Source organism: Pseudemcibacter sp. (genome assembly GCF_965661635.1).
GTDB lineage: Bacteria > Pseudomonadota > Alphaproteobacteria > Sphingomonadales > Emcibacteraceae > Pseudemcibacter.
In genome coordinates this window covers 1-16,861 of the sequence record NZ_CBFIEP010000030.1, presented here as the reverse complement: position 1 = coordinate 16,861, position 16,861 = coordinate 1, and the positions used below count along the sequence as shown (strand labels likewise).

The window sequence follows — 16,861 nt, the reverse complement described above, 5'->3', positions numbered from 1 at the left end:
TCGACGCTAATAAAAAATTAAAAACGGGACTTATTATGAAATTATATTTTAAACGTTTTTCGGCTTTAATGTTGATGACTTATGTCATATCAGCTGTTTCTTTTGCGGAAACATATGTTCGGTATGAACAAAACGGCAAAACGTCATGGGGTGAGCTTAAGGGCGAGACAATCCACCAGTTATCAAACGCCCCCTATTTGGAGGGAATGGCAACAGGATTAAAGGTCAATCAAGCCGATGTGAAAATGATGGCGCCCGTTGACCCGAGAGATGTTTACATGACGGGTTTTAATTATGAGGATCATATTCCCGAAGGACAAAAGACAACTCCATATCCCGGATTATTCATGGTTCCGGCCGGCACTTTAATTGGCCCGGATGCGGAAATTATCCATCCTGCGGATAGTGACTTCATTGGTTATGAAGCAGAAACCGTGATCGTTATTGGGAAGCGCGCTGATAATGTTAGCGTCGAAGACGCGGCTGATTATATATTCGGTGTAACAGCAGGGAATGATGTATCTGCACGTGACTGGATCCCCGCAGATATTCAATGGTTTCGCGGTAAGGGCGCGAAAGGGTTTAATTCCGTAGGACCAGTGCTGCAAACGGGACTCGATTATAAAAACCTTACATTAACCGCGCGCCTTAACGGTGAAGTGAGACAAAACGGTAATACGTCCAAAATGATTCATGATTTTGAAAAAATGGTCAGTTATATTTCAAAATATTTTGTGCTTAACCCCGGTGATTTGATCTGGTCTGGAACCATCGGTACATCCGAACAATTAAAAGTCGGTGATGTTTATGAGGTCGAAATCGATGGCGTTGGCGTTTTAAGAAATACAATTATCCAAGGTAAATAAAGTTTAAGGAAAATAATAAAATGAATATCAAGACAACAGTTGCGGGTGTAATCGCCGCGCTTCTTATCAATAACGCGGCTTTCGCCGAACGTTATGTACGTTATGAAGAACATGGTACCGTATCATGGGGGGAGCTGGTTGATGGTGTGGTACATCAATTATCATCGGCCCCATATCATGGCGGTAAACGCACGGGTCATACCTTGAATGAAACAGACGCAAAATTAAAAGCGCCGGTTGATCCCAACCAATCATTTATGACCGCCTTTAATTACCGCGATCATAAATTGCCGGGATATGAACAAGACCCCACCAAAAGACCGGGTCTATTTACGGTTCCCGTCAGTTCTATTATTGGGCCAGAAGACGACCTTGTAAGACCGGCGGAAGCCAAAAATTTTCATTATGAAGCAGAAATGGTTATCGTGGTCGGCAAACGCGCAGAAAATGTCTCGCTTGAAGATTCAAGTGATTATATCTTTGGCATCACCATCGGTAATGATGGTTCGGAACGCGATTGGCAAGCAAGCGATATTCAATGGCTTCGTGCAAAGGGATCAAAAAACTTTAATGCTGTCGGCCCGCATTTGGTCACGGGGCTTGATTATACGGACCTTGATATCGAAGGACGTCATAACGGCGTTAAATCACAAGGGGCGAACTCATCAGGGATGATTTTCGATTTTAATTATATGGTTCATTATATATCAAAATATTTTGTACTTGAGCCCGGTGATGTAATCTGGTCTGGCACCATGGGTGATACCGGTTCCATGAAACCGGGTGATACTTACGCGATTACCGTTGAAGGTGTAGGCAAGCTTGAGAATAAATTGGTTCAAGAGAAATAAAATTTTCATCTTTATGATGTGAGAGAATTTTCAAACAATACGAGTGTCTGCTTTCGACACAAAGCGGACAGTCAAAATTATTGCGAAAATATCATATTTATCAGTGGTATTTTAACGTATTGGCTTGCGCCTTAGGGGCGAATTTAGTTGGTAAGGAGAACCGGTGAACTTAATATAAATTTAGGGGAAGGATACTCGGGGTTTTTTATCATTACCTCTTCAAAGCGCTTACATATGCCGCAATCGTTTTTATCCTCAGTTTTCCTAACACGCAATGTCACTATCATTCCTTTTTCATCTTCATTTTGTAATTCTATATCGATCATTGTCGTAATTGGCTCTTCATCGGTGAATATTATTCTTATATGAGGAACTGGTTCATGGTTATGTATTTGATTCTCCTATCGTTTATTGAATATATTCCAGAAGATCCATTTTCTTCCTTTAATTTAACCACGGCTGTATTATTGATTTGCAAACCTTCCTGATGTGCAAATTGCGTAATACCTAGAACGGCCCAATAATAAGGGCCAAAATATCGACCAGTACTTTCTTTAAAAGAGGCCGAAATCACAATTTCTTTTATCTCGCCTTTGCTATCAAAAAAGAAAATGAAATAGCTTATCATCAACATAATACATGATGTAAAAATTAGGTTTTTAATTCTATAAAATCGCTTCATTTCTCGTGCTTTTTTAGTGACAAGTACAGCTGGTTCAGTTGAAAGCCCCATCTTAGTTATAAGTTTCTCATCTTATATCAGTACACTATATTCGACACACATTTCAATCGAATTGGCTAAACTGTATTCTCAACGCCTACTTTGTATTGATAACTATAATAAGCTGAATGGCTTACGACCCCATAATTTCTGCCATAAGTGCTAAATTTGATAACATGTATCTTATCACTCCTTTAGCTTGAAAGAGTTTAGCTTAGTAATGGCCGTTGGTTAAAACGGGTTTACATGACTGGCCGCTTTGGGTCGAAAGCAGTCATTCGATAGTTAGATTTTCAAGGCTCCTGAGATTCAGGAGCCTTTTTGATCACATCAAAGCTTTAGCGGCTAAATTGACAATCATTGCTATTAAATAAGCCAAGCCAAATAGGTATCCCGTCATAAAGGCGGTCCAGCCCCAGCTGTTGGTTTCCCGCCGTGCGGTGGCGAGGGTTGCGAGGCATTGCGGGGCGTAGATAAACCATGCGAGGAACGCGAGCGCGGTTGATAACGGCCATGCACTTTGCAGAACGGTGGCAAGGCTTTCGGCCACTTGATCTTCGTCCCCTTGCAGGGCGTAAACGGTCCCAAGTGCGCTAACGGCGACTTCGCGGGCGGCCATACCGGGAACAAGGGCAATTGAAATTTCCCAGTTAAAACCAAGTGGTTCAAAAACCAGCTGCAATGTGCGACCGATAAGACCCGCGGCGCTATAATATATGTCTGCCTCAGTTGCGTCCTCAGGCGGGTTGGGATAAAGCGTGAGTGCCCAAAGGGCAATAGCGGCATAAAGAATGATTGTACCCGCGCGACGTAAAAAGGCGCGGACACGCTGCCATAATTCAAGGAATACATGCTTTAGACGCGGCAGTTGATATTTTGGCAGTTCCATCAAGAATGGTTGAAGTGTCCCTTTAGTGATGGTTTTTTTCATGACGGCGGCGACGATAATTGCGCTGACGATACCAGCGAGATAAAGTGTGAAAAACACGACACCTTGAAGGCCGAAATACCCCAACACCGGATCATTGGGAATAAAGGCCGCAATCATAAGGGTATAAACCGGAAGACGCGCGGAGCATGTCATAAGCGGTGCAATCATAATGGTTGTGATACGGTCGCTGTGGTTTGCAATGGTGCGTGTTGCCATAATGCCCGGAATTGCACAAGCAAAACTGGAAAGAAGGGGAATAAAAGCACGACCATTAAGGCCGACTTTTGCCATTAATTTATCCATGATAAAGGCGGCGCGGGCCATATATCCGCTCGCTTCAAGAAGCAGGATAAAGGAAAAGAGGATGATGATCTGCGGTAAAAACACGAGCACGCTTCCGACACCGGCAATAAGGCCGTCTTGTATGAAGCTTCTGAATATGCCTTCTGGGATATAAGTGGCGACGGCTTCACCAATTATAGCGAAGGTGCATTCAACCATGTCCATAGGGGCTTCTGCCCAGCTAAAAACGGCTTGGAACATAAAGAATAACATCACGAAGAATAAAATTGGACCCAAGACAGGATGCAGTGCAATGCCATCAAGCACGCGGGTCATTTTGTGATGACCGCCTTCTTTAACGGTGACAAGCTTAGTAATACGCCCCGCTTCTTTTTGCAAGGCACGGGTTGATGTGTCCGACATGGCGCCAGTTGGTTTTGAATAGGCACTCGCATCGCGATCAAGAAATTCAACCAGTCTGGAAATGCCACTTGTTCTAACGGCTACAGTTGTAAAAACGGGAAGGCCAAGTTCTTCTTCAAGTCGATTGGTATCAATTTCAATGCCGTCACGTGTTGCTAAATCATGCATGTTTAGCGCGACAATCATGGGAAGGCCTAGTGATTTTAATTCAAGAACAAGCCGTAAATGAACGCGAATGTTTGACGCATTAATGACACAGACCAGAACGTCAGGCTGTGTTTCAAATTCATGTTCGCCCGTAATCACTTCACGGCTTACTGTTTCATCAAGGCTTCTGTCATTTAAACTATAAATACCGGGTAAATCGATGAGCTTAACCGTATGTCCACTTTCGGTGGTAATAAGACCAGAACGACGCTCTACGGTGACACCCGGGTAATTGGCAACTTTTTGATGGCTTCCGGACAAGGTATTAAAAAGGGAGCTTTTTCCAGCATTTGGCGCACCGATCAGGGCAACATTTAATTCGCTCATTCTTTTTCTCCCAAAATAATCGCGTCCGCTTCCATGCGACGAAGGGCTACTGTCATCGTTCCCACTTTAACTGCGAGAGGATCGCGCCCAATGGGGCCAACATGAAGAAGTTCTGCCGATATGCCTTCTTCAAAACCAATTTCCAGTAGTCTGTCTTCCAGATCTGCAGCAAATTCCTGATCATGCACCCGAGTGGTATCAAAGCCGGCAATAATGCCTGTTTCACCAATTTCCAATTCACTTAAATATTTTGTCATATGAGCTTACTTATTAATTATCATTCTTAATAGCATTTAGTCATAGACGATTCTGCCTGATAGGGAAACAAAAAATAAGCCCGTAAGACTTAATATCTTACGGGCTTTAAAGCTTAATATAGGGAATGAACTTATTCAGCGTCGAATTTAATGCCTTGTGCAAGCGGTAGTTCAGTTGAATAGTTGGTTGTACTTGTCATGCGGCGCATGTAACCACGCCAAGCGTCAGAACCACTTTCGCGGCCGCCACCTGTTTCTTTTTCACCACCGAAAGCGCCGCCGATTTCTGCGCCACTGGTGCCGATGTTAACGTTGGCGATACCGCAGTCACTACCGAATTCAGAAGTAAAGGTTTCGGCTTCAAGCATATTCTTTGTAAAGATTGCAGAAGATAACCCTTGTGGTACGTCGTTTTGACGGTGGATTGCATCTTCAAGATCAGTATATTTGAAGGCATAAAGAATAGGGGCAAAAGTTTCTGTTTTTACATTTGCGTCCGTGCCGTCCATTTCAACAAGGGCAGGGTTCACATAGTAGCCACCAGGATATTCATCGGCCATGGCGCGACCACCACCAGTGATTACACCACCGTTTTCTTTAGCAACTTTAAGAGCATTTTCCATGTTGTTAAAGCTGTCTTCGTCAATCAATGGGCCCATAAGTGTTGCTTCATCAAGTGGGTTTCCGATTGAAACACCTGCAAAGGCTTTCTTGATGCGCGGTACAATCTCATCATACACATCTTCGTGAATGAATAGACGACGTGTTGTCGTACAACGTTGACCACATGTACCAACGGAACCAAACACGATACCTTGGTAAGCAAGGTCAAGGTCAGCATCTTTTGATACGATGATGGCATTGTTTCCACCAAGTTCAAGAATTGATTTACCGAAACGAGCGGCTACATTTTGTCCAACGATTTTACCCATTGCACTGCTTCCTGTTGCGGAAATAAGCGGCACGCGCTCATCAGATACAAGAATTTCACCAATGTCACGTTCACCAGTAAGAATAATTGAAAGGTTTTCCGGCGCATCATCACCAAATTCAGCACAAGCCATTTCAAATAGTTTTTGACAAGCAAGGGCGGTTACTGGTGTTTTTTCTGATGGTTTCCAAATAACAGAGTTACCACACACAAGCGCAAGACATGTATTCCATGACCATACGGCCACTGGGAAGTTGAAAGCACTGATGATACCAACAGGGCCAAGTGGTTGCCATATTTCACGCATTTTATGAAGAGGACGTTCAGACACAATCGTTAGACCGTGAAGCATGCGGCTTTGACCAACAGCAAAATCACAAATGTCGATCATTTCTTGAACTTCACCTAGGCCTTCTTGATAAATTTTACCACATTCAAGTGTTACTAGGGCACCAAGTGCTTCTTTCTTTTCACGAAGAATGTTACCGAGAATGCGAACCAACTCTCCGCGACGAGGTGCTGGAACATTACGCCATGCTTTAAAAGCTTCTACTGATTGAGCAATCTTTGCTTTTGCTTCAGCGGGTGTATCCATTGTTACATTGGCTATTTCTGAACCATCAATTGGTGTTTGGACGGCAAGATTACCGCCTTCAATATCAGATGCCGTTAAACCAAGAGCGGCATAAATTTCTTCTTTATTCATCATATCAAACTTCCTTATATGTTTGTTCTTAAAAAGACGATCAGCTTTTATCAGATTCTCTGTTACTGGTTAAATAAAATAGATTTTAATATTTTTAATAATTATGACGAATGTCTATTATCTCTATTAAATCTATATGAAAAAGTATGTTTTTAATTTCTCTATTAAAATTTTTATCATTACATGAACGAAATATATAAAGTAATGAACAAAAGTCAATTATAAATGAACAATATTAAACTATATATGTCGTTTATTAGTGTTAATTGGGTATTCTATTGAACTTTGATGATAAGATAATGTGACTCTCAGTGTTTAAAACGCCATCAAGCATTGCAATCTTTGTTAATACCGAATCCATCTGCTGATTGTTATCTGTTCGCACAAGTATCATAAAGTCAATTGAGCCAGCTACAGTTGCAAGGCAATCAACCTCAGGCATATTATATAAAGATTCTTCAATAAGCGAAGATTTCTTGGGGTCACGGGTTATTGTGACATAACAGCGCGCATCATTTTCTAGCGTCTCAGGCTTAAGTTTTACCGTATAGCCATCGATTACTTTTTCTTCTAAGCGTGTTAACATCATGTGGATGGTGGATCTGGCTAGGCCTAACTTCCTTCCTAGCTCTGCGGCACTCATTCTGCTATTGATTTTTAGTAAATCGAGCAGTTTTTTTTCGCTTTCTTGCAATTTCATTATTTTCACCAATTTTGATAATATATGAACAATATATAGCAATAAAATACATTTGTACAATTATAAATAAACATTAGTCAGTAATAAAATTAATTTTGTATAAATTTGATGTACGAGTATTATCCATTTTACAAAATTTAGGATTGGATTATAGTCTCTATAATTAATTAAGGAGAATTAATATGTTAAGATCCGTTATTCCGTCGATTTTGTTTATAGGCGCATTGATATTACCAGCAGATGCAGAACAAGTACGCTCACGTGATATCGGACTTAAGCCTGGGATTTTAAATACGGGTGACTTAAATGCTATTACAGATGTCGAAGGCGTCTTGGTCGGTCATGTGACATTGGATTTAGGTGACAGCGTTAGAACCGGTGCTACCGCCATTCTTCCCCATGGGGGCAATATTTATCAGAATAAAGTTCCAGCAGCAGCAGTGATTGGTAATGGCTTTGGTAAAATGATGGGATATACCCAAATTCATGAACTTGGTGAAATTGAGACACCTATTCTATTAACGAATACATTGAATGTTTCACGTGCGGCAGATGCGATCCTTGATTGGACCCTGGCACAAGAGGGTAATGAAGCGGTTCGGTCTGTCAATAATGTGGTTGGGGAAACAAATGATGCGGGTCTTAATGACATACGCGGCCGCCATTTAACGGCAGATATTATTATTAAAGCAATAGAAGGTGCTAAATCAGGATCAGTAGAAGAAGGTGATGTCGGAGCAGGAAAAGGAACCAGCGCGTTTGGCTGGAAAGGTGGTATTGGAACTTCATCTAGAGTATTACCTGATGAACTCGGGGGATATACCGTAGGGGTTTTGGTACAAAGTAATTATGGTGGCATTCTGATGATGGACGGCGTGCCAGTTGGTGAGGAATTAAACCAATTTTATTTACAGGATTATGTTGATAGTGATGTGGCCGATGGATCTATCATGATGATTGTTGCTACTGATGCGCCTCTATCAGATAGAAACCTTGAACGTCTTGGTAATCGTGCAATGACAGGATTGGCGAGAACGGGTTCATCCATGACCAACGGAAGTGGTGACTATGTGATTAGTTTTTCAACGGCCGAAAGTGTTAGACGCACTTCGGATCGCCGTAATGAAAATGCACAGATTGAAGAAATACCAAATAATCGCGTTTCGCCGCTCTTTCAAGCAGCGGCAGAAGCTACCGAAGAAGCTATATATAATTCATTATTAATGGCACGTTCTGTTACATCAAAAAATGTTATCACTGGGGAAACAAAAACTGTACATGAGCTTCCGGTTGATAAGGTTCGTGCGATCTTAAAGAAATACGGTCGATAATAGGCTTGGGTTTTAGAGGGGAATGTGTTAATTCGCGCACATGAAAAATATTTCAAATCAAGCTGCGGAAACAAAGAGCCACGTTAAGGCCGTTTTAGGTCCGACCAATACAGGTAAAACCCATTTGGCCGTTGCACGGATGCTGGGTCATGCGTCAGGCATGATTGGCTTACCACTGCGTTTGCTTGCGCGCGAAATTTATGACCGCGTGGTTGATAAACAGGGCAATACTCATGTGGCTCTTATCACAGGTGAAGAGAAAATCGTTCCCAAAAATGCACGTTATTTTATTTGTACCGTGGAAAGCATGCCGGTTGAGCGGACGGTGGATTTCCTAGCAATTGATGAAGTTCAGCTCGCAGCGGATTTTGATCGTGGACATGTGTTTACGGATCGTTTGCTGCGTTCACGCGGCCGCCAAGAAACAATGTTGCTTGGGTCGGAAACAATAAGACCACTTATTAAACATCTTATTCCTGACGTAGAATTTATAACACGCCCTCGTTTTTCAGAGCTTATATATGTTGAACCAAAAAAGTTAAGCCGCTTGCCCAGACGCAGTGCTTTGATAACTTTCAGCACTAATAATGTTTATGCATATGCGGAAATGCTTCGCAGAGCTAAAGGGGGTGTCGCTGTAGTGATGGGGGCTCTAAGCCCTCGAACACGAAATGCCCAAGTTGAGCTATATCAGAATGGTGATGTAGATCATGTGGTTGCGACCGACGCTATCGGCATGGGACTTAATATGGATATTGATCACGTAAGTTTCGCGGATACTTCAAAATTTGATGGTCGAACCATGCGTGACTTAATGCCTTCTGAACTTGCTCAAATTGCGGGACGAGCCGGACGTTACATGAATAATGGGACCTTTGGATGTCTCACTGAAGGAGCAGACTATCAATCGGGGTTAAGTCCTGAAATGGTTTATGCAGTTGAAAATCATCAATTTGCGCCATTGACGGTTTTGCAGTGGCGAAATGCATATATTGATTTTTCAAGAGCGGAAAGTGTGATTCGCTCACTTGCAGTGGTTCCGAAGCGATCTGGTCTAACCCGTACCATGGACAAACTCGATCTTGATACATTTAGAAAATTATCTGAAACGACTGATATTAAAGATATGCTTGGCGGTCCAGCGGCCGTTAAAATGCTTTGGGAAGTCTGTCAAATACCAGACTTTAGACAGGTTTCAGACGATGAACACGCAAAATTATGCGCAAGTATTTATCGGCAGATTTCTGCGGATAATGGGCGCATAAAGGAAGACTGGTTCGCAGAGCAGATTAAACCATTTAAAAGAATTCAAGGCGATATAGATGCCTTATCAGCACGCATTGCATATGTGCGTACTTTAACTTATATTTCAAACCGTAGCGGATGGTGCGAAAACCAAAAATATTGGCAATCGCAAACAAGAGATGTTGAAGACAGACTATCAGATGCGCTACATGAACGATTGACGAAGCGTTTTGTCAGTAGACGGACGTCAGTATTAATGCGGGAATTACGCCAAAAAGGAAAATTAATGGCCAATATTGAAACGGATGGCGGTGTTTATGTTGAAGACCACTTCATCGGCACTATTGAGGGCTTCCAATTCAAAGAAGATGAAGGAGCATTCGGAGAAGATAGTAAGATACTTCGAAATGCTGCGGATAAAACATTGAAAGAAGAAATCAAAAACCGAGCTGAAGAATTTAATCAAGCCGAAGATGGTGAGATAAGCCTTATTTTTGGTGACCCGCTGACCAGAAGCACGATTAATTGGCGTGGCATTCCTGTTGGTCGCATTATGAAGGGGACGTCAATATTAACACCTAAAGCTCTAGTCCAACCAACACCTGTATTGCAAGGGGATGCTTTAAATTTGGTTCAGGCAAAATTAGAACGCTGGTTAGAAGCGCATATTGCTGATGTTCTTGCACCATTATTTGCTTTACAAGAAGCGGCAAATGGTGCCAAAGATGAAGAAGGCAATGACCGTATTAGCGGAATGGCACGCGGGATTGCTTTTCAAATGGTTGAGAAATTGGGAACCATCCCTCGCCGCCTTATCGCAAAAGATTTTAAAGAAGTGGATAGTGCGGGACGATTTCAAATTAAAAAATTGGGTGTATGGCTTGGGGCGACAAGCCTTTATATTCCGGCGCTTTTAAAACCGGCGCCTGCGCAATTAAGATTACTTTTATGGGCATTATTTAATGATCAAGAAAGATTACCAGAAATACCACCTGCGGGACTCTGTACGATAAAAGTTGATCAAAAAGCATCCCGTGTTTTTTATGAAGTAACGGGCTACCGGGTAGTTGGGGAGAATGCGGTTCGTTTAGATATGCTAGAGCGACTTGCCAATGCCGCGCGCGAAGTTTCAATGAAAGGTCCGTTTCCTATGGACCCTGATCTTATGAGCCTCGTGGGAACAAGTGGCACTGATTTTATCGAAATTATGAAATATCTTGGATATGTTACGAAAGAATATGATGTTGCGGAAGCCGCTGAAATTTTGGCTAAACGCAAAGACGATAAGCAAGAAAAAACAAATGAAGATGTGAACAGTAAAGCAAAAGATAAAGAAGAAGATAAATCTTCTGAAAAAACTGAAGAAGTCTCTAACGAAGAGAAGTCTTCAGAAAAATTAGAAGATGCTCAAGCAAAAGTTGATGAAGTCAAACCAGCTGAAAAAGTAGTTATTTTTTCACATAAGCCGGAAAATACGCGCCGCAGACCTCAAGGCAAGCCAAACCAAGGTAAAAAGAAACCATTTAAAGGGAAAAAGAAACACGCCCAAAAAGGTCCTATGGTTCATAAGGCGAATGCTCCCGCTAAAAAAGCTTCAATTGATCCTGATAGTCCTTTTGCGGCTCTTGCTGGTCTAAAAGATCAAATGAAAGGTAAAAAATAAATGGGCAAATTGCCATATGTCTGAGAAAATACGAACGCAACGCATTGATGTGTGGCTTTGGCATGCCCGATTTTACAAAACCCGCTCGCTTGCATCTAAGATGGTTCGCGGTGGGAAAGTCCGACTTAACGGTAACTTATGTAAAAAATCCAGTTCGGTCGTGTTGCCAGGTGATATCCTCACATATATAAGAGTTGATGATATTTATATCGCTAAAGTTTTAGATATCGGGACGAGACGAGGCCCTGCCCCAGAAGCGCAACTATTATATGAAGACCTAACGCCACCTAAAGTGATCCATAAAGACCAGCCGCGTGAAATGTCAATTATAAGAGAAAAAGGATTAGGGCGTCCTACTAAAGCTGATAGACGCGCCATTGATCGATTGATGGACCGTGATTTATAAGAAAAATTTTCTTTAATTATTAACTTCTTTTTAGAATTCAGCCGTTACTTTGTTCTTATCTTTAAGGAGCAAAAATGGGTTTTTTTACTAAAGCAGTATTTTTTATAGGGTTACTTTACGTCCTATATACGTCTTATGGGGTAGATTTTTTAACGAATTCTGCCAACCGCTCAAGAATGCCTAATACTGAAGAAAAGAATGTTACCAATGTTGCTCATTCGCTTGAAATACCGATGCAGCGTGATGGTCATTATTGGCTTGATATGCAGGTGAGCAATTATGATGTTCAGTTTATTGTTGATACTGGTGCAACGCTCGTAACGCTCAGTTATTCTGATGCACAGAAAATGAATTTGTATCTTAATGAAAGTGATTTTAGCATCCCTGTTAATACCGCTGGCGGTGTTACAAAAATGGCCGAAATCAATATTGATAGAATTTCATATGGTGTCATTGACGTTTATAATGTTCAGGCACTTGTTGCTCAAGAAGGCATGCTTTCTGTATCCTTATTAGGAATGAATTTTTTGAATAGGTTGGATCGATTTCAATTCGATGATGGTAAGTTGATTATCGAGCAATGATACAATATCACATTATTATATTGACACTGTAAACATTATTTTTACAATGAACGACGATTGGCAACATGAATAGTAAATATGAAATCAAAAAAATCGACATATCATCATGGTAATTTGCGCGAAGTACTTATTTCTTCTGCGTTAGAGATCCTCAAAGAAGGAACTTTACAAGACTTAAGCCTAAGGGCTCTAGCACGCAAAGCGGGCGTATCACAAACAGCACCTTATCGACATTTTGAAGATAAAGAAGCACTTATTGTTGTTTTAATTCAAGAAGGCTCTGCGAAATTACAAGAAAATATGGCTTTGGCTTCGCAAAAAGTGGACGACCCTGTTGAGCAGCTCGTAAATTTGGGTGTGGCTTATTATGATTTTTCTCAAGAGCATCCTGCGCATTTTCGTTTGATGTTTGGCGGTAGTTTAGAGAACACTGAAAAACATGAACATATTTTCGAAAATGAGAAAAAAGGATATGACGTTCTGGAAAACGTGATAACTGCATGTATGAAATTGCCGAATGCCCCAGACTTGCCGCCAAACCTAATTCGTTTGACGTGTTGGTCACTCGTGCATGGTTTAGCGAGTTTAATTTTAAATGATGTCATGAATGACGATGTGCCAAAAGGTGATAATAAAAGAGACGTTGTCAGAAACGTCATATCCTTTTATACAAGATCTATGTTCATAAAATAAAAGGGTATATAAGTGTCTATTATTAAAAAGATTGGCAATTTCTTTGCTGCAGAGACTACGGAACAATCTAAAACACAACCAATTGACGCGGAAAAACTAGCAGCGGCGGCGCTGATGGTTGAAGTCGCTATGCAAGATGGCGATTATGATCAAGATGAGCGTAACGTCATTGAAGGTATTTTGATTAATAAGTTGAAGCTTTCTTCTGAAGATGCGTTGGAATTATTGGCGATTGCCGAAGATAAACAAAGTCAGTCTATTCAAATTCTATCCTTTACGAAAGAGATCAAGAATCATTTTGATGATCAAGGTCGTGCACATATTATGGAAATGCTTTGGGGTGTAGTCTTTGCTGATGGCGAAGAAGATGCATATGAAAGTAATTTAATGCGCCGAATTGCTGGGTTACTATATATCTCGGATAAAGAGAGTGGCGAAATTCGCAAAAAAGTAATGCAGGAAAATAATCTATTATAAAAATTATAATTACGTTTGACGTCCCTTAGAAAAGTGCTATATGCATTTTGTATATAGATTTTTCGACTGATGTTTTTTAGGAGAGCACAATGACATATGTCGTAACGGAAGCGTGTATTAACTGTAAATATACTGACTGTGTGGAAGTATGCCCTGTAGATTGTTTTTACGAAGGTGAAAACATGCTTATCATTAACCCTAGTGAATGTATTGATTGCGGTGTTTGTGAACCGGAATGCCCTGCAGAAGCAATTTTACCCGATACCGAAGACGGTATGGAAAGATGGGCAGAGCTTGCTGAAAAATATGCTGACGATTGGCCTAATATTACTGAACAAAGAGAACCTATGGAAGGTGCAGATGATGTGGCAACCGAAGGGGACAAGTTCAAAAAATATTTCAGTGAAAATCCGGGCGAAGGCTCTTAATAAATTTCATTAAATTTTAAGAACACTTTTTATCGTATGAAACATGATTATGTTACATGTGAGATAAGGGGTGTTTTTTTTGTTAAAATTATGTTAGAATGTATCCATAGAACGCGGCAGTTTGACAGGGATATTTACATTAATTTACTGATTCTAAACCTGTTCTAAAATATAGATATGATTCTTACGAAAGGTCAATTTAAGATTTTTTTGTAAGATATTTGCATTGTTTTGTTTCACATAATTATGCAACAGGTCAGTTTGTGTTATTTAAAATCGCCGTGGGTTATGTTTTTAAATTAAAGAAGAATGCCCTAAGAATTTGTCATTCAATATTATGAGATGATTTGGGCAATAACGGAGAGTTTTTAATGGCAAAATTGGAATTTTCAATTGATCAGAATATAGTTTACCCTAAACATGGCGTCGGAAATATTACGGATATTCAAGTGCAGGAAATATCCGGCATGTCTATCGAGCTATATGTTATTCGTTTTGAAAGAGAAAGAATGACACTTAGAGTTCCAACGGATAAGGCTGTTGGTGTAGGTATGCGCGCTATTTCTGATAAAGGTACGATGGATAAGGCGTTTGAAACCCTTAAAGGTAAGGCGAAAATTAAACGGACTATGTGGAGCAGACGTGCCCAAGAATATGAAACAAAAATTAATTCAGGCAGTGTTATCTTTTTAGCAGAGGTTGTTCGCGATCTATACCGTAGCGGCGACCAATCTGAACAATCATATTCTGAGAGACAAATTTTTGAAGCAGCGATTAGCCGTCTTGCAAGAGAAGTGGCGGCAGTTGAAGAAATCTGTGAAAAAGAAGCAATGATAAAATTAGAGACTGTTCTTTCGCCAGAAATTGCGGCTTAGTATTTATTAAGATTTTTTTATAAAAGCCCGCATTTAGCGGGCTTTTTTTGTTTCCATTATCTCTTAAAGTTGCTACCTTCCCATAACATCAATTTCATGATCGGTACTAAATTTAATGAGCGCGACCAACGTCACAGACTTGGATAACAATCGGTATGGCATACTGAGGAATGCGAAACGTATTTGGTCGGTGGGCGCAATCCATGGAGATTTGTATTCGCTTCAAACTATTCATAAGGGATTAGTTTCAAAATTTCGTCGTGGTGATAAAATAGTATATCTCGGAAATTATTTTGGGAACTCCACTCAAAATAAAGAAACTTTTGATGAACTGTTGATGACACGCCGTAAAATTATGTCATTAACAGAAGTTTTTATGCCTGATGATTTTGTTTATCTACGAGGCGCACGTGAAGAAATGTTTTTTAAACTTTTGCAACTTCAGTATGCTCCTAACCCTGTAGAAGTAATGGATTGGCTACTGGAACATGGTATTGATAATTCATTAAAGGCATATGGTGAAAATGAAATTACGGCGCGTTCGATTGTAAGACAGGGTACTGTAGCACTTACAAAATGGACAAATGGTATCCGTCGGAAAATTCAAATGTGTCCTGGCCATGTAGAGTTAACAAGTTGTTTGAAAAGGGCATGTATGACAGAAGATGGTCAACTTCTTTTTGTTCATGCAAGTATTGATCCGAGTAGGCCACTTACCATGCAGAAAGATCAATTCTGGTGGGATAATGGCCAGTTTAATTCTTTAACAAAAAGATTTTCTGAGTTTTCTAAAGTAATTAGAGGATATGATCATGCCAATTTAGGGGTTAATCTTGAAAATGAATTTACTGCGACAATAGATGGGGGCTGTGGGCGCGGTGGTAAATTGCATGCAATTTGCTTTGGTCTTGATGGTGAAAAAGAAGATGAACTTACGAGTTAAATTTATTTTTAAAATAATAATTGCGTTAAAATCATATTAATTTGAGACTAAAGACTATTTTGGGGGTGGTTCACTCATGAAAAATTGGTTATTTTCTTCTTAGGAAGATATTTCTATAATAATAAAATCTGAAAACGAGATCATAAAAACAAACGTTAATCAGATTAATGAAATAAAGAATATTAAATGAATAGGTCTAAACTTTGGGTTACATCAGCCATGGCGTTGATACTGTCTTCCTGTGCATCACTTCCTGACCTTAGTGGCGAAGTGACAAATTCACTTGATGTAAATGAAAAGTGGCAAATGGCAAATTCAGAACCATTTTCTATCGAAAATGGCTGGCTCGAAACACTTTCTAATAAAGATCTAAGTCAGTATGTAGATGAAGTACTTCAGAGTAATCCGAATTACAATGAATTGGCTTTAAGAATGGAGGCGGCCGGATATAATGCGGATGCTGCATTCGGTCGACTTCTTCCGCGAGTGGGTGCTTCGGGTAACGTGACACAATCAAAAAATCAATTTGGAAACTTTAATCAGCAAGTCCGAATGGGCCAGCAACCGGGCGCTGTCCAGCAACCTATATCTAATACAGCTACAAATTATACCATTGGTCTTGATGCCAGTTGGGAAGCGGATGTTTGGGGAAGATTAACAGCAAACGCAGCAGCAGCGCGCGCAAATTATGAAGTGGCTGAATACGATTATTATGGAGCCCGACTGTCACTCGCATCACAAGTGGCGCAAGGCTGGTTTGATGTTATAGAGGCCAAGCAGCAATGGGATCTTTCGATTTTTACAGTTGAAAACTATGAAAGAGCGACGCAAATAATTCGAAATCGGTTTAAACGCGGACTTTCGAGCGGTTTGGACCTTAGATTGTCAATAACAAACCTTAAGGCATCAAAAGCTACCGAACAACAGCGTATGACGGCCTATAATCAAGCGCTACGAAACTTAGAACTCTTTGCCGGTAAATACCGCTCTGCAGATATGATTGTCTCTGGAACT

17 protein-coding genes are annotated in these 16,861 nt (G+C 40.6%); 12 read left to right on the top strand and 5 right to left on the bottom strand.

The window, feature by feature from the left end; all coding sequences use genetic code 11:
• Positions 1–35: 35 nt before the first annotated feature.
• Together ACTF6W_RS02005 and ACTF6W_RS02000 are read left to right on the top strand one after the other, a co-directional pair.
• Positions 36–866 carry a fumarylacetoacetate hydrolase family protein gene (locus ACTF6W_RS02005; RefSeq protein ID WP_438992862.1) on the top strand — a complete coding sequence of 277 codons (831 nt, stop codon included), beginning with the start codon at positions 36–38 and terminating at the stop codon, positions 864–866.
• A 20-nt stretch (positions 867–886) separates the two neighbouring features.
• Positions 887–1,717 (top strand): fumarylacetoacetate hydrolase family protein, encoded by an 831-nt coding sequence (locus ACTF6W_RS02000; RefSeq protein WP_438992861.1) that lies wholly within the window; start codon positions 887–889, stop codon positions 1,715–1,717.
• Positions 1,718–2,078: 361 nt separating this feature from the next.
• On the opposite strand, the gene ACTF6W_RS01995 is transcribed toward ACTF6W_RS02000, so the two are convergent.
• The 5 genes from ACTF6W_RS01995 to ACTF6W_RS01975 all read right to left on the bottom strand — a co-directional run bounded on the left by ACTF6W_RS01995 (position 2,079) and on the right by ACTF6W_RS01975 (position 7,202).
• The gene (locus tag ACTF6W_RS01995; RefSeq protein ID WP_438992860.1) at positions 2,079–2,450 is read right to left on the bottom strand and encodes a hypothetical protein; all 372 of its coding nucleotides are present in this window, start codon (positions 2,448–2,450) and stop codon (positions 2,079–2,081) included.
• A 313-nt stretch (positions 2,451–2,763) separates the two neighbouring features.
• On the bottom strand, positions 2,764–4,608 hold the full coding sequence (gene feoB, locus ACTF6W_RS01990; RefSeq protein WP_438992859.1) for a ferrous iron transport protein B: 1,845 nt from the start codon (positions 4,606–4,608) through the stop codon (positions 2,764–2,766).
• Positions 4,605–4,865, bottom strand: a complete 261-nt coding sequence (locus ACTF6W_RS01985) for a FeoA family protein (protein WP_438992858.1) — start codon at positions 4,863–4,865, stop codon at positions 4,605–4,607. The genes feoB and ACTF6W_RS01985 overlap by 4 nt, the downstream gene beginning before the upstream one ends.
• 131 nt (positions 4,866–4,996) lie before the next feature.
• Positions 4,997–6,502 carry an L-piperidine-6-carboxylate dehydrogenase gene (gene amaB / locus ACTF6W_RS01980; protein ID WP_438992931.1) on the bottom strand — a complete coding sequence of 502 codons (1,506 nt, stop codon included), beginning with the start codon at positions 6,500–6,502 and terminating at the stop codon, positions 4,997–4,999.
• A gap of 262 nt (positions 6,503–6,764) precedes the next feature.
• Positions 6,765–7,202 carry an Lrp/AsnC family transcriptional regulator gene (locus ACTF6W_RS01975; protein ID WP_438992857.1) on the bottom strand — a complete coding sequence of 146 codons (438 nt, stop codon included), beginning with the start codon at positions 7,200–7,202 and terminating at the stop codon, positions 6,765–6,767.
• 182 nt (positions 7,203–7,384) lie between these two features.
• On the opposite strand from ACTF6W_RS01975, the gene ACTF6W_RS01970 reads away from it, so the two are divergent.
• The 10 genes from ACTF6W_RS01970 to ACTF6W_RS01925 form a co-directional block, all read left to right on the top strand.
• Complete coding sequence (locus ACTF6W_RS01970) at positions 7,385–8,533, top strand: P1 family peptidase (RefSeq protein ID WP_438992856.1); 1,149 nt, start codon at positions 7,385–7,387, stop codon at positions 8,531–8,533.
• A gap of 40 nt (positions 8,534–8,573) precedes the next feature.
• On the top strand, positions 8,574–11,441 hold the full coding sequence (locus ACTF6W_RS01965; protein WP_438992855.1) for a helicase-related protein: 2,868 nt from the start codon (positions 8,574–8,576) through the stop codon (positions 11,439–11,441).
• A 16-nt stretch (positions 11,442–11,457) separates the two neighbouring features.
• Complete coding sequence (locus ACTF6W_RS01960; RefSeq protein ID WP_438992854.1) at positions 11,458–11,847, top strand: RNA-binding S4 domain-containing protein; 390 nt, start codon at positions 11,458–11,460, stop codon at positions 11,845–11,847.
• A gap of 74 nt (positions 11,848–11,921) precedes the next feature.
• Positions 11,922–12,431 (top strand): retropepsin-like aspartic protease family protein, encoded by a 510-nt coding sequence (locus tag ACTF6W_RS01955; RefSeq protein ID WP_438992853.1) that lies wholly within the window; start codon positions 11,922–11,924, stop codon positions 12,429–12,431.
• A 78-nt stretch (positions 12,432–12,509) separates the two neighbouring features.
• Positions 12,510–13,124, top strand: a complete 615-nt coding sequence (locus ACTF6W_RS01950) for a TetR/AcrR family transcriptional regulator (RefSeq protein WP_438992852.1) — start codon at positions 12,510–12,512, stop codon at positions 13,122–13,124.
• Between the two features lie 12 nt (positions 13,125–13,136).
• Entirely contained in the window at positions 13,137–13,601 is a 465-nt protein-coding gene (locus tag ACTF6W_RS01945; RefSeq protein WP_438992851.1) for a TerB family tellurite resistance protein, read from the top strand.
• Between the two features lie 89 nt (positions 13,602–13,690).
• On the top strand, positions 13,691–14,029 hold the full coding sequence (gene fdxA, locus ACTF6W_RS01940) for a ferredoxin FdxA (RefSeq protein WP_438992850.1): 339 nt from the start codon (positions 13,691–13,693) through the stop codon (positions 14,027–14,029).
• Between the two features lie 371 nt (positions 14,030–14,400).
• The gene (locus tag ACTF6W_RS01935; protein ID WP_438992849.1) at positions 14,401–14,904 is read left to right on the top strand and encodes a CarD family transcriptional regulator; all 504 of its coding nucleotides are present in this window, start codon (positions 14,401–14,403) and stop codon (positions 14,902–14,904) included.
• Between the two features lie 115 nt (positions 14,905–15,019).
• A complete protein-coding gene (locus ACTF6W_RS01930) occupies positions 15,020–15,847 on the top strand; it encodes a hypothetical protein (RefSeq protein WP_438992848.1) in 828 nt (275 codons plus the stop codon).
• Positions 15,848–16,033: 186 nt separating this feature from the next.
• Positions 16,034–16,861 (top strand): TolC family protein (locus ACTF6W_RS01925; RefSeq protein ID WP_438992847.1); only part of this gene is annotated, 828 nt, incomplete at its 3' end.